General features: G+C 66.9%; 9 protein-coding genes, 2 pseudogenes and 1 riboswitch. Of the genes and pseudogenes, 4 read left to right on the top strand and 7 right to left on the bottom strand.

What is annotated here, in order from left to right:
- Positions 1 to 60: 60 nt before the first annotated feature.
- Positions 61 to 4,003 (bottom strand): annotated as a pseudogene (gene hrpA / locus MPSD_RS15030) (ATP-dependent RNA helicase HrpA).
- A 172-nt stretch (positions 4,004 to 4,175) separates the two neighbouring features.
- Between hrpA and MPSD_RS15025 the strand changes: the two are divergent.
- Positions 4,176 to 4,646, top strand: a complete 471-nt coding sequence (locus MPSD_RS15025; RefSeq protein WP_011740221.1) for a DIP1984 family protein — start codon at positions 4,176 to 4,178, stop codon at positions 4,644 to 4,646.
- A 271-nt stretch (positions 4,647 to 4,917) separates the two neighbouring features.
- On the opposite strand, the gene MPSD_RS15020 is transcribed toward MPSD_RS15025, so the two are convergent.
- A complete protein-coding gene (locus MPSD_RS15020) occupies positions 4,918 to 5,907 on the bottom strand; it encodes a 1-aminocyclopropane-1-carboxylate deaminase/D-cysteine desulfhydrase (protein ID WP_012394641.1) in 990 nt (329 codons plus the stop codon).
- Positions 5,908 to 6,172: 265 nt separating this feature from the next.
- A complete protein-coding gene (locus MPSD_RS15015; protein WP_420811927.1) occupies positions 6,173 to 7,375 on the bottom strand; it encodes an ISAs1-like element IS2404/ISMul1 family transposase in 1,203 nt (400 codons plus the stop codon).
- A 293-nt stretch (positions 7,376 to 7,668) separates the two neighbouring features.
- Positions 7,669 to 7,881: riboswitch (cobalamin riboswitch) on the top strand.
- A gap of 222 nt (positions 7,882 to 8,103) precedes the next feature.
- On the opposite strand from MPSD_RS15015, the pseudogene MPSD_RS15005 reads away from it, so the two are divergent.
- A pseudogene (locus MPSD_RS15005) lies at positions 8,104 to 9,812 on the top strand (PPE domain-containing protein).
- A 31-nt stretch (positions 9,813 to 9,843) separates the two neighbouring features.
- Here MPSD_RS15005 and MPSD_RS15000 read toward each other — a convergent pair.
- From MPSD_RS15000 to MPSD_RS14980, 4 genes are all read right to left on the bottom strand, one after another.
- Positions 9,844 to 10,416: a cyclic nucleotide-binding domain-containing protein gene (locus MPSD_RS15000; RefSeq protein WP_011740220.1), complete on the bottom strand. Its 573-nt coding sequence runs from the start codon at positions 10,414 to 10,416 to the stop codon at positions 9,844 to 9,846.
- A gap of 838 nt (positions 10,417 to 11,254) precedes the next feature.
- The gene (locus MPSD_RS14990; RefSeq protein WP_086085406.1) at positions 11,255 to 13,219 is read right to left on the bottom strand and encodes a serine/threonine-protein kinase; all 1,965 of its coding nucleotides are present in this window, start codon (positions 13,217 to 13,219) and stop codon (positions 11,255 to 11,257) included.
- Between the two features lie 140 nt (positions 13,220 to 13,359).
- Positions 13,360 to 14,523, bottom strand: a complete 1,164-nt coding sequence (locus MPSD_RS14985) for a DUF3179 domain-containing protein (RefSeq protein WP_036427294.1) — start codon at positions 14,521 to 14,523, stop codon at positions 13,360 to 13,362.
- Positions 14,523 to 15,068: a MarR family winged helix-turn-helix transcriptional regulator gene (locus MPSD_RS14980; RefSeq protein WP_012394635.1), complete on the bottom strand. Its 546-nt coding sequence runs from the start codon at positions 15,066 to 15,068 to the stop codon at positions 14,523 to 14,525. The genes MPSD_RS14985 and MPSD_RS14980 overlap by 1 nt, the downstream gene beginning before the upstream one ends.
- Positions 15,069 to 15,191: 123 nt before the next feature.
- Here MPSD_RS14980 and MPSD_RS14975 point away from each other — a divergent pair, with 123 nt between their 5' ends.
- The gene (locus tag MPSD_RS14975) at positions 15,192 to 15,821 is read left to right on the top strand and encodes a nitroreductase family protein (RefSeq protein WP_020787300.1); all 630 of its coding nucleotides are present in this window, start codon (positions 15,192 to 15,194) and stop codon (positions 15,819 to 15,821) included.
- A gap of 109 nt (positions 15,822 to 15,930) precedes the next feature.
- Positions 15,931 to 16,479 (top strand): thioredoxin family protein, encoded by a 549-nt coding sequence (locus MPSD_RS14970; protein WP_011740216.1) that lies wholly within the window; start codon positions 15,931 to 15,933, stop codon positions 16,477 to 16,479.
- The last annotated feature ends 14 nt before the right edge of the window (positions 16,480 to 16,493 follow it).

Genomic DNA, 16,493 nt, shown 5'->3' with positions numbered 1-16,493 from the left:
TCGGGTCAGCAACAGCCTATTGTGATGCGGGCCACTTTCGCTTCGGATTCCGGCGCGAACTCAGCGCTCCGTGTCGCTGTGGTGCACGGCGTCGATCGCCCGGTAGATCCGCTGTTCACTGACCGGACGCGGGGTGCCGAGCTGCTGGGCCCACAGGCTCACCCGCAACTCCTCGATTTGGCGGCCGATGTCGCGGACGTCGGCGGCGCTGGCCCGTGCCAGCGGCAGCGCGTGCACAAGTTCGTCGTAGGCCTCCACAACGGCTTGTACCCACTCCATCCGGTCCCGGTCGGCCGCAACGGCATGCGGCAACCGGTCAAGGCGTCGACGGATCGCGATCAGGTAGCGGGCGAGGTCGCCGAGATGTGCCCGCCCGGTTGCGGCCACGAAGCCCGGTGGAACCAACCGGTCCAGCTGGGCGCGGATATCGGCGATCGCGTCGGTCTGCGCCGACGGTGGCTTCGCGGGCAAGGCGAGCTGCACCTCCTGCGCGGCGGCGAGCACCTTCGCGACGCGCCCCACGATGTCGATGGTCATCGGGACCAGCGCTTTCGCCACGTCGGCGCACAAGGCGACGAACTCGGCCCGCGTCCATACCGGCCCCGGTGTCAGTGCGTCGGTCGCCGCGTCGGCGCAGTCGTCGAGCAGCGCGGTCAGCGAACCATCCGGGTTGGTCCCGAGCAGCAGGCGGGTGCGTGGGTCCAGCTGGCGTTCGACGGCTTTCAGCGGTGCGGCCACACCGAGCCGCACCAGCCGCCGGGTGCCGGGTGCCATCGCATGGTCACGTTCGGCTGATGTCGCGAACACCCGCAAGTCCACGTGCGAGCCTTGATCGACGAACCCCGGGAACCCTCGCACGGCCCGCCCGCCGACGCTGCGCTCGACGACGCGCGCCAGTTCGTCCACGTCATCGGGCCAGGCGCGCAACCCTTTTCGTTCCAGATCGCCGGCAACCGCGTCGGCGACCGCCCGCTGGGCGGGGGCCGCCAGCTCGGCGTGCAGCGCCTTGAGGTCCTTGCCGCGGGCGACCTCGGTGCCATCGGCGGATTCCACGGCGAAATTCACCCGCAGGTGCGGTGGCAGCTTGGTCAGGTCGAAGGCATCGATGGGTACCAAGACGCCGCTGCGACGCCGTAGTTCGCGCTGCAACGCCTGCATTAGCGGCTCTTTGGCCGGGTCGATCCCGGCCAACACCGCCCGGACGGCATCGGGGGCCGGAACGAAGTTGCGGCGCAAGTCTTTCGGGAGTGAGCGGATGAGCTCGGTGACCAGTTCTTCGCGAAACGCCGGCACCTGCCAGGCGAACTGGTCGTCCCCCAAGCGGGCAAGCACGTCGACCGGCACGTGCACCGTGACGCCGTGATCGGCGGCGCCGGGCTCGAACCGGTAGGTCAGGGGCAGTGCCGCGTCGTCGGTCTGCCAGGCGTCCGGCCGATCGGTGTCGGCAGGATCATCGCTGCGCAGCAGCTCATTTCGGGTAAAGGTGAGCAGATCCGGCGTCTGGTGGCGCTGCTTTTTCCACCACGTGTCGAAGTGCCGTGCGGAGACGACCTCGGCGGGGCTGCGGGCGTCGTAGAGCTCATAGACGTCATCGTCATCGACCAGCAGGCCGCGTCGGCGGGCCCGCTCCTCCAGTTCTTCGAGTTGCGTGCGCAACCGCGCGTTGTCGGCAAAGAAGTGATGACGGGTCTGCCAGTCGCCCTCCACGAGCGCATGGCGGATGAACAGCTGCCGTGCCACCGTGGGCTCGACCCGCGAGTACCCCACGCGTCGGCGCGCGGCCAGCGGCAAACCGTACAGCGTCACCCGTTCGTAGGCCATCACCTCGCCGCGCTTGGCGTCCCAGTGCGGTTCGCTGTAGCTGCGTTGGGCCAACTCCCCCGCAACTCGCTCGACCACTTCCGGCTGGATGCGGGCGGCGATGCGCCCGTAGAGGCGACTGGTCTCGACCAGCTCGGCCACCACGACCCAGCGTGGCGGTCGCTTGGTGAGCACCGATCCGGGCGCCAGAACGAACCTCGAGTTGCGCGCACCCAGATACTCCCGGCCGTCTTCACGGCGCATCCCAACATGCGAGAGCAGCCCGGCCAGCAGCGCCGCGTGCACCCGGGCGGGCTCGGCCGGATCATCCGATTGCGGTCCTGACTCGGCTAGGCCGAGGTCGCGACAGATGCTGCGCAGCTGTCCGACCAAGTCCTGCCACTCCCGGATGCGCAGGTAGTGCAGGAACTCGTTGCGGCACATCCGCCGGAAAGCGCTGCGTGACAGAGCCCTTCGCTGCTCGCCGAGGTACCTCCAGAGGTTGAGGTAGGACATGAAGTCCGAGTCCTCGTCGGCGAATCGGGCATGCTTTTGGCGGGCTGCCTCTTCGCGGTCGGTTGGTCTTTCCCGCGGATCAGGGATCGTCAGCGCCGCGGCTAGGACCAGGACCTCACGCAGACACCCCTCCACCCCGGCCTGCAGAATCATCCGGCCCAGCCTGGGGTCAACCGGCAGCCTCGCCAAGCGACGGCCGAGATCGGTGATCGCGCCGGTTGGGTCGAAGGCGCCGAGTTCCTGCAACAGCTGTACGCCGTCGCGAACGCTGCGCCGATCCGGCGGGTCGAGAAATCCGAAGTTCTCGATCTCGCCCAGCTGCAGCGCCGCCATCTGCAGGATCACCGCGGCCAGGTTGGTCCGCAGTATCTCCGGGTCGGTGTATTGCGGTCGGGCGGCGAAGTCGTCCTCGGAGTAGAGGCGGATGCAGATGCCGGGGGCAACCCGACCACATCGGCCGGCCCGCTGCGCGGCGGACGCCTGGGAGATCGGTTCGATCGGTAGCCGTTGCACCTTGAGGCGGCGGCTGTAGCGCGAGATGCGGGCATTGCCCGGGTCGACGACGTAGCGGATGCCCGGCACGGTCAGCGATGTCTCGGCCACGTTGGTTGCCAGCACGACGCGGCGCCCGGTGTGCGGCGCGAACACCTTCTGCTGCTCGGCGGTCGGCAGCCGGGCATACAGCGGAAGCACCTCGGTGTGTTCGAGGCCGCTGAGTGCCTCGGCCGTATCGCGGATCTCACGCTCCCCGGACAGGAAAACCAGGACGTCTCCGGGGGCTTCGTTTTGCAGTTCGTGGACCGCGTCGACGATCGCCTCCACCTCGTCGCGGGTCTCGGTGCGGACGATTTCGTGGTCCGGGTCGTCCGGGTCGCTGGAGTCTTCCGGGGACCCCGTCGAAACGGGAACCTCCAACGGCCGGTACCGAATCGCGACCGGGTAGGTCCGTCCGGACACCTCGATGATCGGCGCCCCACCGAAGTGGGCGGCGAAGCGTTGCGGCTCGATCGTCGCCGACGTCACGATCAGCTTCAGGTCCGGGCGGCGCGGCAGCAGCTCGCGCAGGTATCCGAGCAAGAAATCGATGTTGAGGCTGCGCTCGTGGGCCTCATCCAGAATCAGCGTGTCGTAGCGCAGCAAGCGTCGATCGCGCTGGATCTCGGCGAGCAGAATCCCGTCGGTCATCAACTTGACCAGGGTGCGCTCGCTGACCTGGTCGGTGAACCGGACGGCGTATCCGACCGCGTCGCCCAGCGGGGTTTGCAGCTCGTCGGCGATGCGTTGCGCGACCGTGCGGGCGGCTAGCCGCCGAGGTTGGGTGTGTCCGATCGTCCCGCGGACCCCGCGGCCGATGTCCAGGCAGATTTTCGGTAGCTGGGTGGTCTTGCCCGACCCGGTCTCCCCCGCGACGACGACCACCTGGTTCGCCCGTATCGCCTCGGCGATCTCCTGGCGACGCTCGCTGACCGGCAGGTCGGGGTAGGTGATCGTCGGAACGGCGGCTTGTCGCGTCGCAATCAGCGCCTCGGCCGCAGAAATCTGGACAGCGATCTGCTCGGTCAGCTGCTGCAGCCTCTCCGGCTTGGCGCCGCGAAGCCCCCTTCAAGCGCCTGCCCAGACGCACGGCGTCACGGGTGCTCAGACCGTCGAGACGGCTGCGCAGCTGCGCAACGGACAGATCGGCCACTCCGGTCAGGATAGGCGGTGCCGCGTTGCCCCTCGATAGCGCGGTCCGCGGATCTGACCGGGCACCGAAAATACGTTGCCAGCTACCTGATTTGGAGCCATCATGCTAAGGGCTTGCAGCCGGGCCTTGGCGAGAGCCGGCGCTTGGGGTGACGAACTGAGGAGCAGGGATTGTGAAGCTGGCAGAGGCGTTATCGCTGCGCGCGAACGCGGCGCGGCGGGTCGAGCAGCTGCGCACGCGCATCGTGGGCAACGCCCGCTATCAAGAAGGCGAGGAACCGGCCGAGGATGCCGCGGCTCTGCTCGCCGAAGCCGGCGAGACGCTGGATGAGTACGAGACGCTGATCCGGCGCATCAACCGCACCAACGCCGCCACGGCGATCGGCGCGGACGGCACGCTGACCGACGCGCTGGCCCGCCGAGACGCCCTGCGTCTGCGTCACTACGTGCTCACCGCCGCCGCGGACGCGGCCGCCGGTAGCAACCAGCCCACCTACTCGCGCCAACTGCGGTCCGAGCTCAAGATGCTGCCGGCCCTGCCCGTTGCCGAACTGCGCGCCCAGGCCGACGAGCTCGCCCGCGAACTTCGTGAGCTCGATGTTCGGATCCAACAGTCCAACTGGGAGGTCGAGCTGCTGGATTAGCGGGCCGAGGTGGAGCAGGTAGTTGTCGCGGAGGCGTGCACAAGCCCAAGATCGGCGGGCAAAGTCCGGTCTCTGCTGGCGCGCGGAGGGCAGCGCAGAGGGTTCGATTCCCTCCTTGACATCGCAGCCCAGCATTGCGCACCGGTGATAGGGCACAGCACACAGCACATCACCACGTGCAGATCCGTGATGGCGAGGGCGGGTAAGGGGCACCCACCTTGGCGTAGCAGTGCGGGCGGCACCGGGGTGCAACACGGCACCCCGGTGCGCGCTACCGCGGCCCGTTGGTGTGCAGGTAGAGCGTCGGTCCCACTGGCAGCCGGCCGCTGGTGGTCAGGTCGAGCAGGGCGGCCATCGCTTTGGCCGTGTAGACGGGTTCGAGATCGAGATGCTCGGATTCGCGCGCGAGTTTCAGTGCCAGAGTCCCCTGGCTGGTCGGGTGGCCGTAACCGGGCCCCAGCCAGTCGCGCAGCAGGGTCAGCCGTTCGGCAGGCAGGTCGATGGACGGTAGCTTGGCGCCGCGATCTTGCAGCAGACGTGCGGCCCGTCGAGCCAGCGATGTGATCGATCGATGGTCGAGTCGGAGCTTGTCGTTGACAACGACGCCGATCACCTGAATATCGGTCAGGCCGGCGAGCGTGAGGCCCAGGTGCAGGCCGGCCACCGTACCCCCAGACCCGACCGCGGTGACGATCGACGATGGCGTCGGCAGCGCACCGTCTCTAAGCTGCGCGGCGAGTTCGAATGCTGCCTCGACATAGCCGATGACTCCCAGGGGTGAGGACCCGCCGGCCGGTAGCAGGTAGGGACGTCGGTGGCGCAGGTATAGGTACGGGGCGGCGGCCACCGTTCGTGCCTTGGAGCGCGTCAGATAGATGTCGGCACCGGATGCCCGAAGGCGGTCGAGCTGGGCTTCGACATGCTCGTCTACCGGCTGGTCGATGAGTGCCAGAGCGGTGTGAATGCCCAGCTCGGCGGCGTAGAGCGTGGCCGCGAGTCCCCAGTTGGTGCCCAGCCCACCGAAGGTCAGGATCGTGCTTCGCCGTTGGCGCCTTACTTCGGGCAGCAGCCATTCCAGTTTGCGGACTTTGTTGCCGCCCCAGCCCCCGTTGCCGTAGGCGCCGTCGTCTTTGATCCAGATCGACGGGCAAGCGCTGATCAGATGGGACAGGGGGCGCACGGGTGTGGGACCGTCGCCGAGGGTGACGCGCTCGAGGGTGGTGCGCAGCTCGGGGAATCGCTGATGCAGGTAGGCGTTCACGCGGCTACCGGGCCTAGGGAGCCTCGCATCCGTGACCTCGCGAACAGCCACCTCTGGGCCGGTCGAGCATCAGCATCATTGGACGTCCACACTTCGGCCATTATCACCGATGCCAGCGCGGCGGCGGCGAATATGAAGCCCGGTCACGGCAGTTGTGACCCAACCTCAGCAAACTCGTCGCCAACATGGCTGTTCCAGCCGCTCCCCCTCGAACGGATTTGATGCTGCCGCCGAGGGGGGCACCCCAGGGCTCCGGCGTTGATGATTAGCAGGCTTGTGAGCTGGGGAATTGTGGATTGAGGAGGTCTAGGCGGCGGTTGGCGGTCAAAGCGGTGATCCGGCAGGCTTCGGCGATGTTGTCGGCGCCGTTGAGGCGGTGCAGATTGATCGCGGTGTTGCGTAGCGTTGCTAGGACCTGTGCGCCGTTTCCGGTATGTGCCCTTTGACGGTCTTCGTCGAAGGTGACGTCGCGTATCCAGTGCAGGCTGTTCTCGATTCCCCAGTGTTGACGCATCCAGGTCATGATCGCGGTAGGGCGGGCGTGCTCGAACGGCAGGCCGCAAATGGCATAGACCACCTCCACGCTGCGCTGGTCGGTGGCGGTGATCAAGCGTTCACGAGTGATCCGGATGATTTGTTTTGCGTAGGGGAAGCCGATTCCTCGTGCAGCGGCGATGATTTGCAGGGTGCGGGTCTCGACACGGCCGTGGCCGCGGGAGTCGTCGGTAGCGGCTGCGGGCACCTCGGCCCAGGGCAGCGCGGTGATACGCGCAAATATTTTGGCTTGGTTGGACTTGACGATCATCAGGTAGTGCGACTTCAAGGTGGCGCAGATCAACTTCGCGGTGACAACCTGGGTATGCATCGCATCCACGGTGACCAGCCACCGCAAGCTACCCGGCAGCAGCGTGAGCAGGGCGCGTACGCAGGGAATTTCATTGCTTTTCTCGGCGACAGCGAGTTGACCGAGCACCAATCGGGCACGGTGGGCGAACACCGACACGAGATGCGTGGCTGTCGCTTTGGCGCGTAAAGCACCACGCAGCATCTTGCCGTCCAACGCGATCGGCACCAATCCACTGGGGTCGCTGCTAGCCGCGTGTGCAGTGAAGTAACTGCCCATCCTGGCGTTGAGGTCGGCGGGGTCTAGCCGAGACAAAACAGCGCGGAAGGTCTTCTCACTGGGCCGCCGGAACCGGACCCCTAATTGGGCCAACACATCATCGGGAGCGGTGGCCGCCCATGTGGCAAAACCAGCATAGCCGCGCATCCCCGCGGCAGTGGCCAGAACCGCGATCGCCAACAAAGCCACCAGCGAATACCTCCGACCGCGTGGGCCCCTCGGGTCTGGCACCGAGGCCAACACATCGAGAAACTCCGATCCGATGAGCTCGCTGCGCTCACCAGGACTCCAGCGGTCGAACACCTCTGGAACCGACGACACACGCAATACTGAAACGGTAGGCACGGGCAACTCCAGACCAACGACGAACAGTAACCAACTCGATCGTTCTCCAGATAGCCCGTGCCTACACTCCGGCCCCAATAGCGCGGCACCAAAGATCATCAACCCAGCTCACAAGCCTGCCAATCAACAACGCCGGAGCCCTGGGGGGCACCCCACCTACATTTGGATCTCAATCCGCAACAGCGTCGCCTATCCGCCTGGCTTCCCGCTGTGATTTAGGTGTGAGCGTTGGGCCCAAAGCGTGCGCGTCGAGTAATCTAAGCCGCGCAGCTGGTTTGCTGGCGGCATTCTGAGTGTTGTCGGCATCAAGCGGCGGAGGCTTTCGCAGCTTCGTCGTGAGAGGGAACCCGGTGGGAATCCGGGACTGTCCCGCAGCGGTATGCAGGAACGAACACCGTCATCGGCACTGGCCCCACAGCCTGGGACTGGGAAGCGACGGTTAGTAGGAGCACCATCGTCGGTGCGGGCCTGCGAGTCCGAAGACCTGCCAGTTGCGCCGGGCACGTTGTGTTCGGCGCGCGTCGCCTCGTGGATTGGGCGGATGGTCGTAGGTATGCAGACACGGTGCCGGGCAGACGGCGCCATTCATCGGCTCTAGCGGCTAACACGGTTCACCAGGCGCGGGCATCCCGTCGTACCGGAGGACTATTGATGGCCCCACGTGCCCACACCGTCAGGATGTCGGCCGCGCCTCACATCGGTGAGCATCGGTTCGCTGGTGGTGATCGATGACCGCGCCGATCTGGATGGCGGCGCCGCCAGAGGTGCATTCGGCCCTGTTGAGCAGCGGCCCGGGCCCCGGTTCGTTGCTAGTGGCCGCGGGCGAGTGGACTTCGCTGAGCATCACCTACGCCGAGGCGGCGGAGGAACTTGCCGCTCTGCTAGCCGCCGTACAGGCCGGAGCGTGGGACGGTCTGACCGCCGAAATCTACGTGGCGGCCCACGTGCCATATCTGATGTGGCTGATATAGGCCAGCGCCAACAGCGCTGCAATGGCCGGTCAGCAGCAAACCGCTGCCGCCGCCTACACCGCCGCCCTGGCGGCGATGCCGACATTGGCGGAGCTGGGGGCCAACCACACGATCCATACGGGGCTGGTAGTCACAAATTTTTTCGGCATCAACACCATCCCAATCGCGGTCAACGAAGCGGATTACGTGCGGATGTGGATTCAGGCCGCCGCGGTCATGGGCGGCTACCAGGACGTCTCGGCCACGGCGGTGGCTGCCGCGCCGCAGCCCGCCCCGGCCCCGCCGATCATGAACGCCGCCGCGCCGGCGGCTGCCGCCGCACAGGCAGCGGAGCTACCTCCCGACCGGCAAAGCCAGTTTCTGCAATGGCTCAAGGACATCGGGTATGTCGACCTCTACAACAAGCTGATCAAGCGTTCGTCGATTGGCTGGCGAACATCCCCTTCCTGCAGGCGCTGTTCTCCGGATTTGACCCGTATCTGCTCACCCTCGGCAATCCGCTCACCTACCTCAGCCCGCTCAACATCGCCTTCGCCCTCGGCTACCCGATGGACTTTGCTACGTATGTCACCCTCCTGTCACAAACGTTCGCATTCATCGGTGCCGACCTTGCCGCCGCGTTCGCGTCGGGCAATCCCATGACCATTGGCCTCACCATCTTGTTCACCAGCGTGGAAGCCATTGGCACGATCATCACCGATACGATCGCGCTGCTGAAGACCCTGCTGGAGCAGACCGCTGTGCTTCTCGCGGCCCTGGCACCGATGTTGGCCGCTCCGCTGGTGCCGTTGGCGGCCGGCGCGGTGCTGGTGCCGCTTGGTGCCAAGGGGTTGGCGGCGCTGGTCGCCGTGCCGCCACCGGCGCTACCGGTCGCCGCGCCCGCCGCTCCGCCGGTCGCGCTAACCCCCAACGTCCCGCCCACTCCCCCGGCGCCAGCACCCGGGGACGCGAGCACCCTTACCCTCACGCAGGCTCCGCCGCCACCGCCGTCGACCGCACCACCGCCGGTAAGCGGTGCTGGTCTGGGAGTGGGGATGGAGAATTTCGGCTACATGGTGGGTGGCCTGGGCGCGGATGCCAAGAGCGCCGCACGTGCCAGCGCCCGCAAGAAGGCCCCGCGGCCCGATGGTGCCGAGGTGCCGGTCGTCGCGCCGGCCCCATCGGAGCCGGCTCGCTCGCAGCGCCGCCGGCGCACGAAGGTCGGCCAGCTCGGCCGCGGCTTTGAGTACATGGATTTGGAATCGGAGACGGCTCCCGACTCGATGACGGGCAGCGAGCGAATCACCACCGCGTCCGGCTTGGCAGGTAGTGCGGGGACTTTCGGGTTCTCCGGTGTCGCCGGCAAATCCGGCGACCGCACCGCAGCCGGGTTGATCAAGTTGGCCGGTGACGGGTACGACGACGGCCCGCGAACACCTGCGATGCCGAGCACCTGGGATGGCGACCCGGCGCCCTCGCCGGACTAGCCCGCAGACCTGGGTCGATGACCGCCTACGCCTACTGGTTCCGGTCGATCCACTGGGTGAGCGCATCCTCGAGCGCGGCCCCGACGCTCACCCCGGCAGCGGCGGCTGCCTGCTCGAAACGTTCGACCACTTCCGTCGGCGCCGAGGCATTCAGCGGTGAGCGTTCGGGTTTTGGCTTCGGCGGCTGGGCTACCGGCACATGCCGAGCGGTGGTGGCCTCCATGGTCTCGCGCAGTGCGGGAATCTCATCAAGCAGGCGGGCGAGATCGTCGCGGCCGATTCGCAATACCTCGGCCGGGCCGGTTGTCGTTACTGTCGCAGACCGCAGTTTCCCACGGCGAAGCGCAGATTCACCGATCACTTCGCCGGGCCTTAGTACGGCGATGCGGTCCCGGCCGACGTAAACGCCGGCCTCCCCTCTGAGCAGGATGTAGCAGGCATCTGATGGAGTCTGTTCGCGGATCAAAGGCCACGGCACGGACTGCGAAATGCGCTGTGCCGCCTCCACGACACGCTCCAGCTCAGCATCGGAGAAGGCGTCGAAAGCGGAGAATTCGCGTAGCCGACGGGCATCTTCGGCGTTGCTCTCGATGTCGACATCCATGCTGCGCCCCTGACCTGCGATGTGTCCTTGACATCGTGGAGCCTACGCGGGTTTTGCCCCGAGACGAGGACGAATTTTTGCAGGTGGCATGCCGACGATCCCGGCCCGCTCCGGTGCGCGACGGATCCGTTCGTTGTTGGACCGCCTACACCGCGGTTGGGGACTGCGACTGCCCGCCAAGCCCGTGACCGTTGACAGCGGGACCAGCGGGGGGCGGTCCGTCGGGTCCGCCCGGGCCGCCGGGTCCGCCCGGTCCGGCTGGATCAGGGGGCCCGCCCGGTCCGCCGGGACCGAATCCGCCAATACCGGGACCGCCGGGTCCGCCCGGTCCGGCTGGATCAGGGGGGCCACCCGGTCCACCCGGTCCGCCGGGGCCGCCGGGGCCACCGGGCCCAAGCTCGCCCATGCCGGGTCCGCCGGGTCCGCCGGGTCCGCCGGGTCCGCCGGGTCCGCCGGGTCCGCCCGGACCGCCTGGCCAACCTGGGCCGGGGTCGCGCGGGTTGGGTCCTTGGGGACCGAACTCCGCAAGACCGGACAGTTCAATTTTCGGGCTGTCTTGGGCGATGGCTGCCCCGGCTTGGGTAGCGGTGGCCATACCCGAACCGACTACCCTGAAGCCGGCGATTACTAGGGCAGTCGTTGCGGTGAAGTGCGCGAATCCTGTCATATGTGTGTTGATACAGAGGCGATCTGAAACCAACCTGAAGACTGCAACTGTCGTCGGTGCTGCGCCCGGCGGACGAGGCCGAGTAGCGCCGGTCAGCTCTCAACCGTCCTGCCGGCGGGCGCTCATCGGCGAGATAGCCATGGCGGGTCCGCCATGGGCGAGAGTGCTGGATTAGCGTGCGCGCAGCGTGATGTCGGAGATCGCGGTACGGCTCTCCCCCTTGGTTGTGCCCAGCTTGCTGATCCACACCAGCACATTGGCCGTTTTCGTCGTGCTGTCCACCCGGATGCGGTTGTGCCCCGGATGAAGTGCCACGTTGGGCGTCAGCGCAGTGGTGTCGGACAGGCTGGCCGGAGTCGCGCTGCCGGCCGCACGGATCTGCACTTCGGTCCCGGTGCTGGGCACGTCGATGGTCACCTCGCTCAGCGCGGTCGGCTTGGCAAGCCGCAGTATCAGACCCACCCCCTGCTTGAAGGCGGGGAACGGGGTCGCATCGACATAGGTGTCGGTTGGCCACGCCGAGTTCGGGTCGCCGTCGATGGCGAGGCCGGCCTGCCCGGGATGATCGGGTGTACCACCCGGAGAGAACACGGTGGCCTGCTGCGCTTTCACCACCGGGCCCGGTTCGCTGGTCGACCACAACCCGAACCCGTGGGTTAAGACAGCGGCCACCGCAATCGCCGCGAGCGCCAGCAGCGCCGCGACGATTGCGAAGGCCCGGCCTTTGCGTGACTTCGAACCGGGGGGTCTGGCCGGTGCGCTGGCCTCGTCCTCTTTCAGGCCCCCCTCGACCTTCAATGCCGACGATCGCCGTCGGCCCCGATTTGCGGCGGTGTAGTTGACGACCGCATCGGCGAACAGCGTGCTGCCATCCCAGATTCCGCTGACCCCGACCGCGTCGCCGTTGGCGAGTTGCCCGGTGATTGACGTGCCGCGCAATTCGACCGGAATGACGGTGTGTGGTTCGCCGGTCGACTCGTAGCGCTGCACGCAGAACAACCAGACTTCTTCATCCTGCTCGGGTCCGGCCGGTCGCTTCTGGACCGAGACGGCGGTGCCGTCCACCGTCATGCGCTCCAGCCGCTTGGTGTGACGCGCCTTGCCGGCACCGGGCTGGTCGGCAGCACCGAGTGAAGCGGTGGACACGCCTGCCTCTGACGGGTGTGGCTGAGCTTGCGCCGACGGGGCCGTGCCGGACGGACGTGCGGGTTCTAACGCTTCGGCCGACATCTCCGCGTTGACGTCGAACGGCTCGGTGGATGTGGCGCCGCGGCGGGCCTGGTGCTCGGCGATGCTGCCGGGCCCCGCGGCAAGAGCCTTGGCGAAATCGATGCACCGGGGATACCGATCATCGGGATCCTTGGCCAGCGCCTTGGCGAACGCGGCATCAAGGTGCGCGAGTTTGGGGTGGTGCTTGGAGATCCGGGGCGGAGGCATGTTGAGGTGTTGGCCGACCACCACGGCGCGATTCGAGTGATCGAAGGGTGGCACACCGGCCAGCAGGTGGAAGGCCGTCGCCGCCAGCGCGTATTGGTCGGCGCGACCGTCAAGCGGCTTACCGGTAAGCTGTTCGGGTGCTGCGTAGGCCACGGTGCCGATGGCGATTTGGGCCTCGGTCAGACGGTGCTTGTCATCGATTTCGCGGGCGATACCGAAATCGGTCAGCAGTACCCGGCGCCGGGCGCTCTCGGATGGCTCTGTGACCAGGATATTCGCCGGTTTGACGTCTCGGTGCAGCAGGCGACGCTCATGCGCAAAGTCCAGCGCTTCGGCCACCGCGGTCACGATCTCGATGACGTCTTCCAGCGGCATTCCGGACCGGTAGCGCTGTTCCACCAGGTGGCGGGCGTCGGTACCGTCCACATAGTCCATCGAGATCCACAGCCGGCCGTCGAACTCGCCGCGGTCATGCACGCCGACGATGTGCGGATGCCACAGTGTGGCCGCGAGCTCGGCTTCACGGGTGAATCTGGCGCGGAACTCGTCGTCGTCGGTGGCGTCGAGGGACAGGATCTTGAGGGCGTCCAGACGGGGCAGACGGGGATGCTGGGCGAGGTAGACCTCACCCATGCCGCCGGTGCCGAGCAGCCGCTGAATGACGTATCCGGCGAAAATGTCACCTTCGTTCAGCGGCATATTCGAAAGCCTAGCCGGGTGGCTGCCGCGGCCCGTGGTCTGTCATTGGCCCGCGGGCAGGTCCGGTGCGACATCGACGGACGGCCCAATCTCGACCGCCGGGGTGGGGTTCTCCGTGCGGCGGGCCCCGCGCGGAGCGCTCAGACGTCGATCACCCGGGTATCGGGGTGAACGTACTTCCAGGAAAACCAGTACTCGTCGGAGACCGCGATGGGCGTGAGGTTCGCATTGAGCCGACCGCGAACACGGTGTCCGGTGAGGTCCCAGGTTGTTGCGCTGGTCTTGTCGTGCAGCAGCAGGTCCGCACCGAGGCTCAGAGCGACGTCGTGTCCATCGACGCGGGCCCGGAAACCGTTGACGGCACCGTGCACCGCGACTAGGTAGCAGCCCGTCTCCGGGTCCTTCACCACGCCATGCTCGAGCAGCTTGTCCTTGACATAGACCGGGCTCGGGCGGCCTGCGGACTCCAGAACGCCGACGACCCGGGTGCGGGCTGGCATCGACTGATCGCGGTCCTCGCGCCGCAATCCCGGTGTGGCCTGGCTGGCGAGGATCCGCCGCCACACTCCGTGGATGGGCAGCTCGAACGGCCGCAGATCCTTCTCGGTGACGTCGACAACCTGTGGGAGCGGCTCGAGCTGTTTCACATCGGCCCAGGAAAGGATCTGAAACGAAATCATGTTCAGCGTGTGCGGATGCAGCGGGCCGACGATCGAGCTGAAGGTGCCCTGTTGGAAGAACGTCTTGGTGCGCCGGTCCGCGACGATCATGTTGGCGTTCTTGAAGGAGCCGACGAACAGCGGTCCGATGTCGGTGACGTCGAACGGAATGATGCTGCGACACATGGCGCAGTACGTCAGCGAAACGGTGGCCTCGCCGAAGCGGTCGTTGACGATGTGGTGGTGGATCACATAGTCGAGCGGGTACGCCTTGCTGACTCCCTGGTACTCGATCAGGGCCAGTTGCATGTCGTCGTGCAGGGGCAGCCGCAGCGCATCCGGTGCCATCGGCGGGAAGTCCACCGCGGGGAACACCACCTCCTGGTGCAGGCGGTAGGTGAACACCGTTGCCAGCGCCAATAGCAGCAGAGGCCACAGCGCGGCGAGTGGAAACGTCCCCTGCCGAAGGGCCGCCCACCCGACGACGAGAACGCCCACGGCGAACAAAGTCCACACCGCAGGCTTACGCACCCGGTAGTGGTAGTAGACCCAGGGGGCGGGAAAAGCCGGGATGAGCGTCAGATAGAACGCGCCGGTGCTGACGACGAGTGCGACCAGGGCCAGAACGTAGAGCAGCGCGAGCATCATGCATCCCTTTCGTCGAGCAGGACTTCACCGAATCGGTCCAGCAGGCCCATCGCGGCGCGCAGAGTGTCCCGTTCGGCCGGCGTGAACTCCCCCATCGCCGCGGCTAACCGCCCAAAATGGTCGGGCGCGATTTCTGCGACGAGCCGGCGCCCCCGCTCGGTCAGTTCCACCAGCTGATTGCGCCGGCTTGTCGGATCGGCGCTCCTGCGCACCAGTCCGGCGCTTTCCAATCCGTTCACGATCCCGGTCACGGTGGGTCGTCGTACGGCGATGCGTTCGGCGATCGCCGAGGGCGTATGGCGGCCCTCTGGCGCCGCGCCCAATGTGATGAGCACCGCGAACCGGCCGGACGACAGGCCGTACCGCTGCAGGTGGCTTTCGACGGTCCGCACCAGCCGAACCGAACCGGCAAACAACGCGGTGCCCAGTTCCGCGTCGTCGACGGCGAGTCCGGGTGCGGACGCGGCGACCCATTTCAGCGTCTCTTGCCTGGTGGTCTCGATCGGCTGCGGCAGCTGAGGAACCTTGCGCGTCCCGGACATAGTTAGGAGCCTAATCATTATTGGGCGCGGCGTCGAGACCGCACCCAATCGCTCCGGCATGCTCGGCTACCGGGGCTTGGTTGTGCTGGAATCGGGGTTATGACGCAGGCAGAGCCTTTGACCATGCCGCTGGAAGACGCGATGCGCACACAACGGTCGATTCGACGGCTCAAGAGCGACCCGGTAGACAACTCGCTGGTACTGCATCTACTGGAGCTGGCCATGAAGGCGCCGACCGGTTCCAACGCGCAGAATTGGGAGTTCATCGTCGTCAAGGACCGCGAGGTGGTCGCCAAACTGGGCCGCCTCAATCGCCGCGCCATGCAACTGTTCGGCCCGATCTACCGGCGTTCCATCGCGCGCCGAGGCGACGAGAAGATGCTGCGGCTGCAGAAGGCCGTGCAATGGCAGGCGGACCACTTCGAAGAAATCCCGGTTGTCGTGGTGGCCTGCCTCAGGGGCGTCATCGCGCCCTGGCCGCGGATATCGACCAGCAGCGCCTACGGTTCCATCTATCCCGCCGTGCAGAACCTCTTACTGGCCGCGCGTGCGGCGGGACTGGGCGCGGGGCTGATCACCGTGCCGCTGTGGAGCACGGTGCTGGCGCGGCGTGCGTTGGGCCTTCCGTGGAACGTGACGCCATGCGCGGTGGTGCCGCTTGGATGGCCGATCGGTAAGTACGGGCCCACCACGCGCCGGCCCGTCGCAGAGATCGTTTCGCTGGACAGATACGGCAATCGAGCGTTCCGGTAGGAACCGGTCGCCGGACCCGAATTGCGACCATCCGCCGGGCATCGGATCCGTGAACCCGCGGCGCGGCAACCCTGTGGCGCGCTACGCCCTTGGCCCTACGCTGGCGGACATGGCTATCGAATCCACCATGCTTGCCCTGGGCACCCCCGCACCGCACTTCTCACTGCCCAACCCGGCCACCGGAGCCACGGTCAGTCTCGAGGAGCTGACCGGTCCTGCGCTTGTCGTCACCTTCATCTGCAACCACTGCCCCTATGTCCAGCACGTCGCCGCCGGGCTCGCGCAGCTCGGTCGTGATCTGGCGGATCAGGGTGTGCCGATGGTCGGCATCTCCAGCAACGACGCGGTCACCTACCCCCAGGACGGGCCGGACCAGATGGCCGCCGAGGCTCGCCGGCACGGGTGGACGTTTCCCTACCTCTACGACGAAAGCCAGGACGTCGCCCGCGCCTTCTCCGCGGCCTGCACACCCGACACCTTCGTGTTCGATGGCGAGCGCCGACTCGTCTACCGTGGCCAACTCGATGACTCACGCCCACGCAACGACCTGCCGGTGACGGCCGCCGACATCCGGGCCGCCGTCGATGCCATCTTGGCGGGGCGTGCGGTGCAGCCCGATCAGCGGCCGTCGATCGGCTGCGGCATCAAGTGGCGCTGAGCACGGCGCCATTT

The organism is Mycobacterium pseudoshottsii JCM 15466 (assembly GCF_003584745.1).
Taxonomy (GTDB): domain Bacteria; phylum Actinomycetota; class Actinomycetes; order Mycobacteriales; family Mycobacteriaceae; genus Mycobacterium; species Mycobacterium marinum.
The sequence above is the reverse complement of the archived record's forward strand: the minus strand, read 5'-3'. Positions and strand labels throughout refer to the sequence as shown.

Coding starts and splice junctions, on each gene's coding strand:
- MPSD_RS14980 (WP_012394635.1), bottom strand. CDS start 15,068: ATGTCCGGGACGCGCAAGGTTCCTCAGCTGCCGCAGCCGATCGAGACC.
- MPSD_RS15000 (WP_011740220.1), bottom strand. CDS start 10,416: ATGGATGTCGACATCGAGAGCAACGCCGAAGATGCCCGTCGGCTACGC.
- MPSD_RS14975 (WP_020787300.1), top strand. CDS start 15,192: ATGCCGCTGGAAGACGCGATGCGCACACAACGGTCGATTCGACGGCTC.
- MPSD_RS14970 (WP_011740216.1), top strand. CDS start 15,931: ATGGCTATCGAATCCACCATGCTTGCCCTGGGCACCCCCGCACCGCAC.
- MPSD_RS14990 (WP_086085406.1), bottom strand. CDS start 13,219: ATGCCGCTGAACGAAGGTGACATTTTCGCCGGATACGTCATTCAGCGG.
- MPSD_RS14985 (WP_036427294.1), bottom strand. CDS start 14,523: ATGCTCGCGCTGCTCTACGTTCTGGCCCTGGTCGCACTCGTCGTCAGC.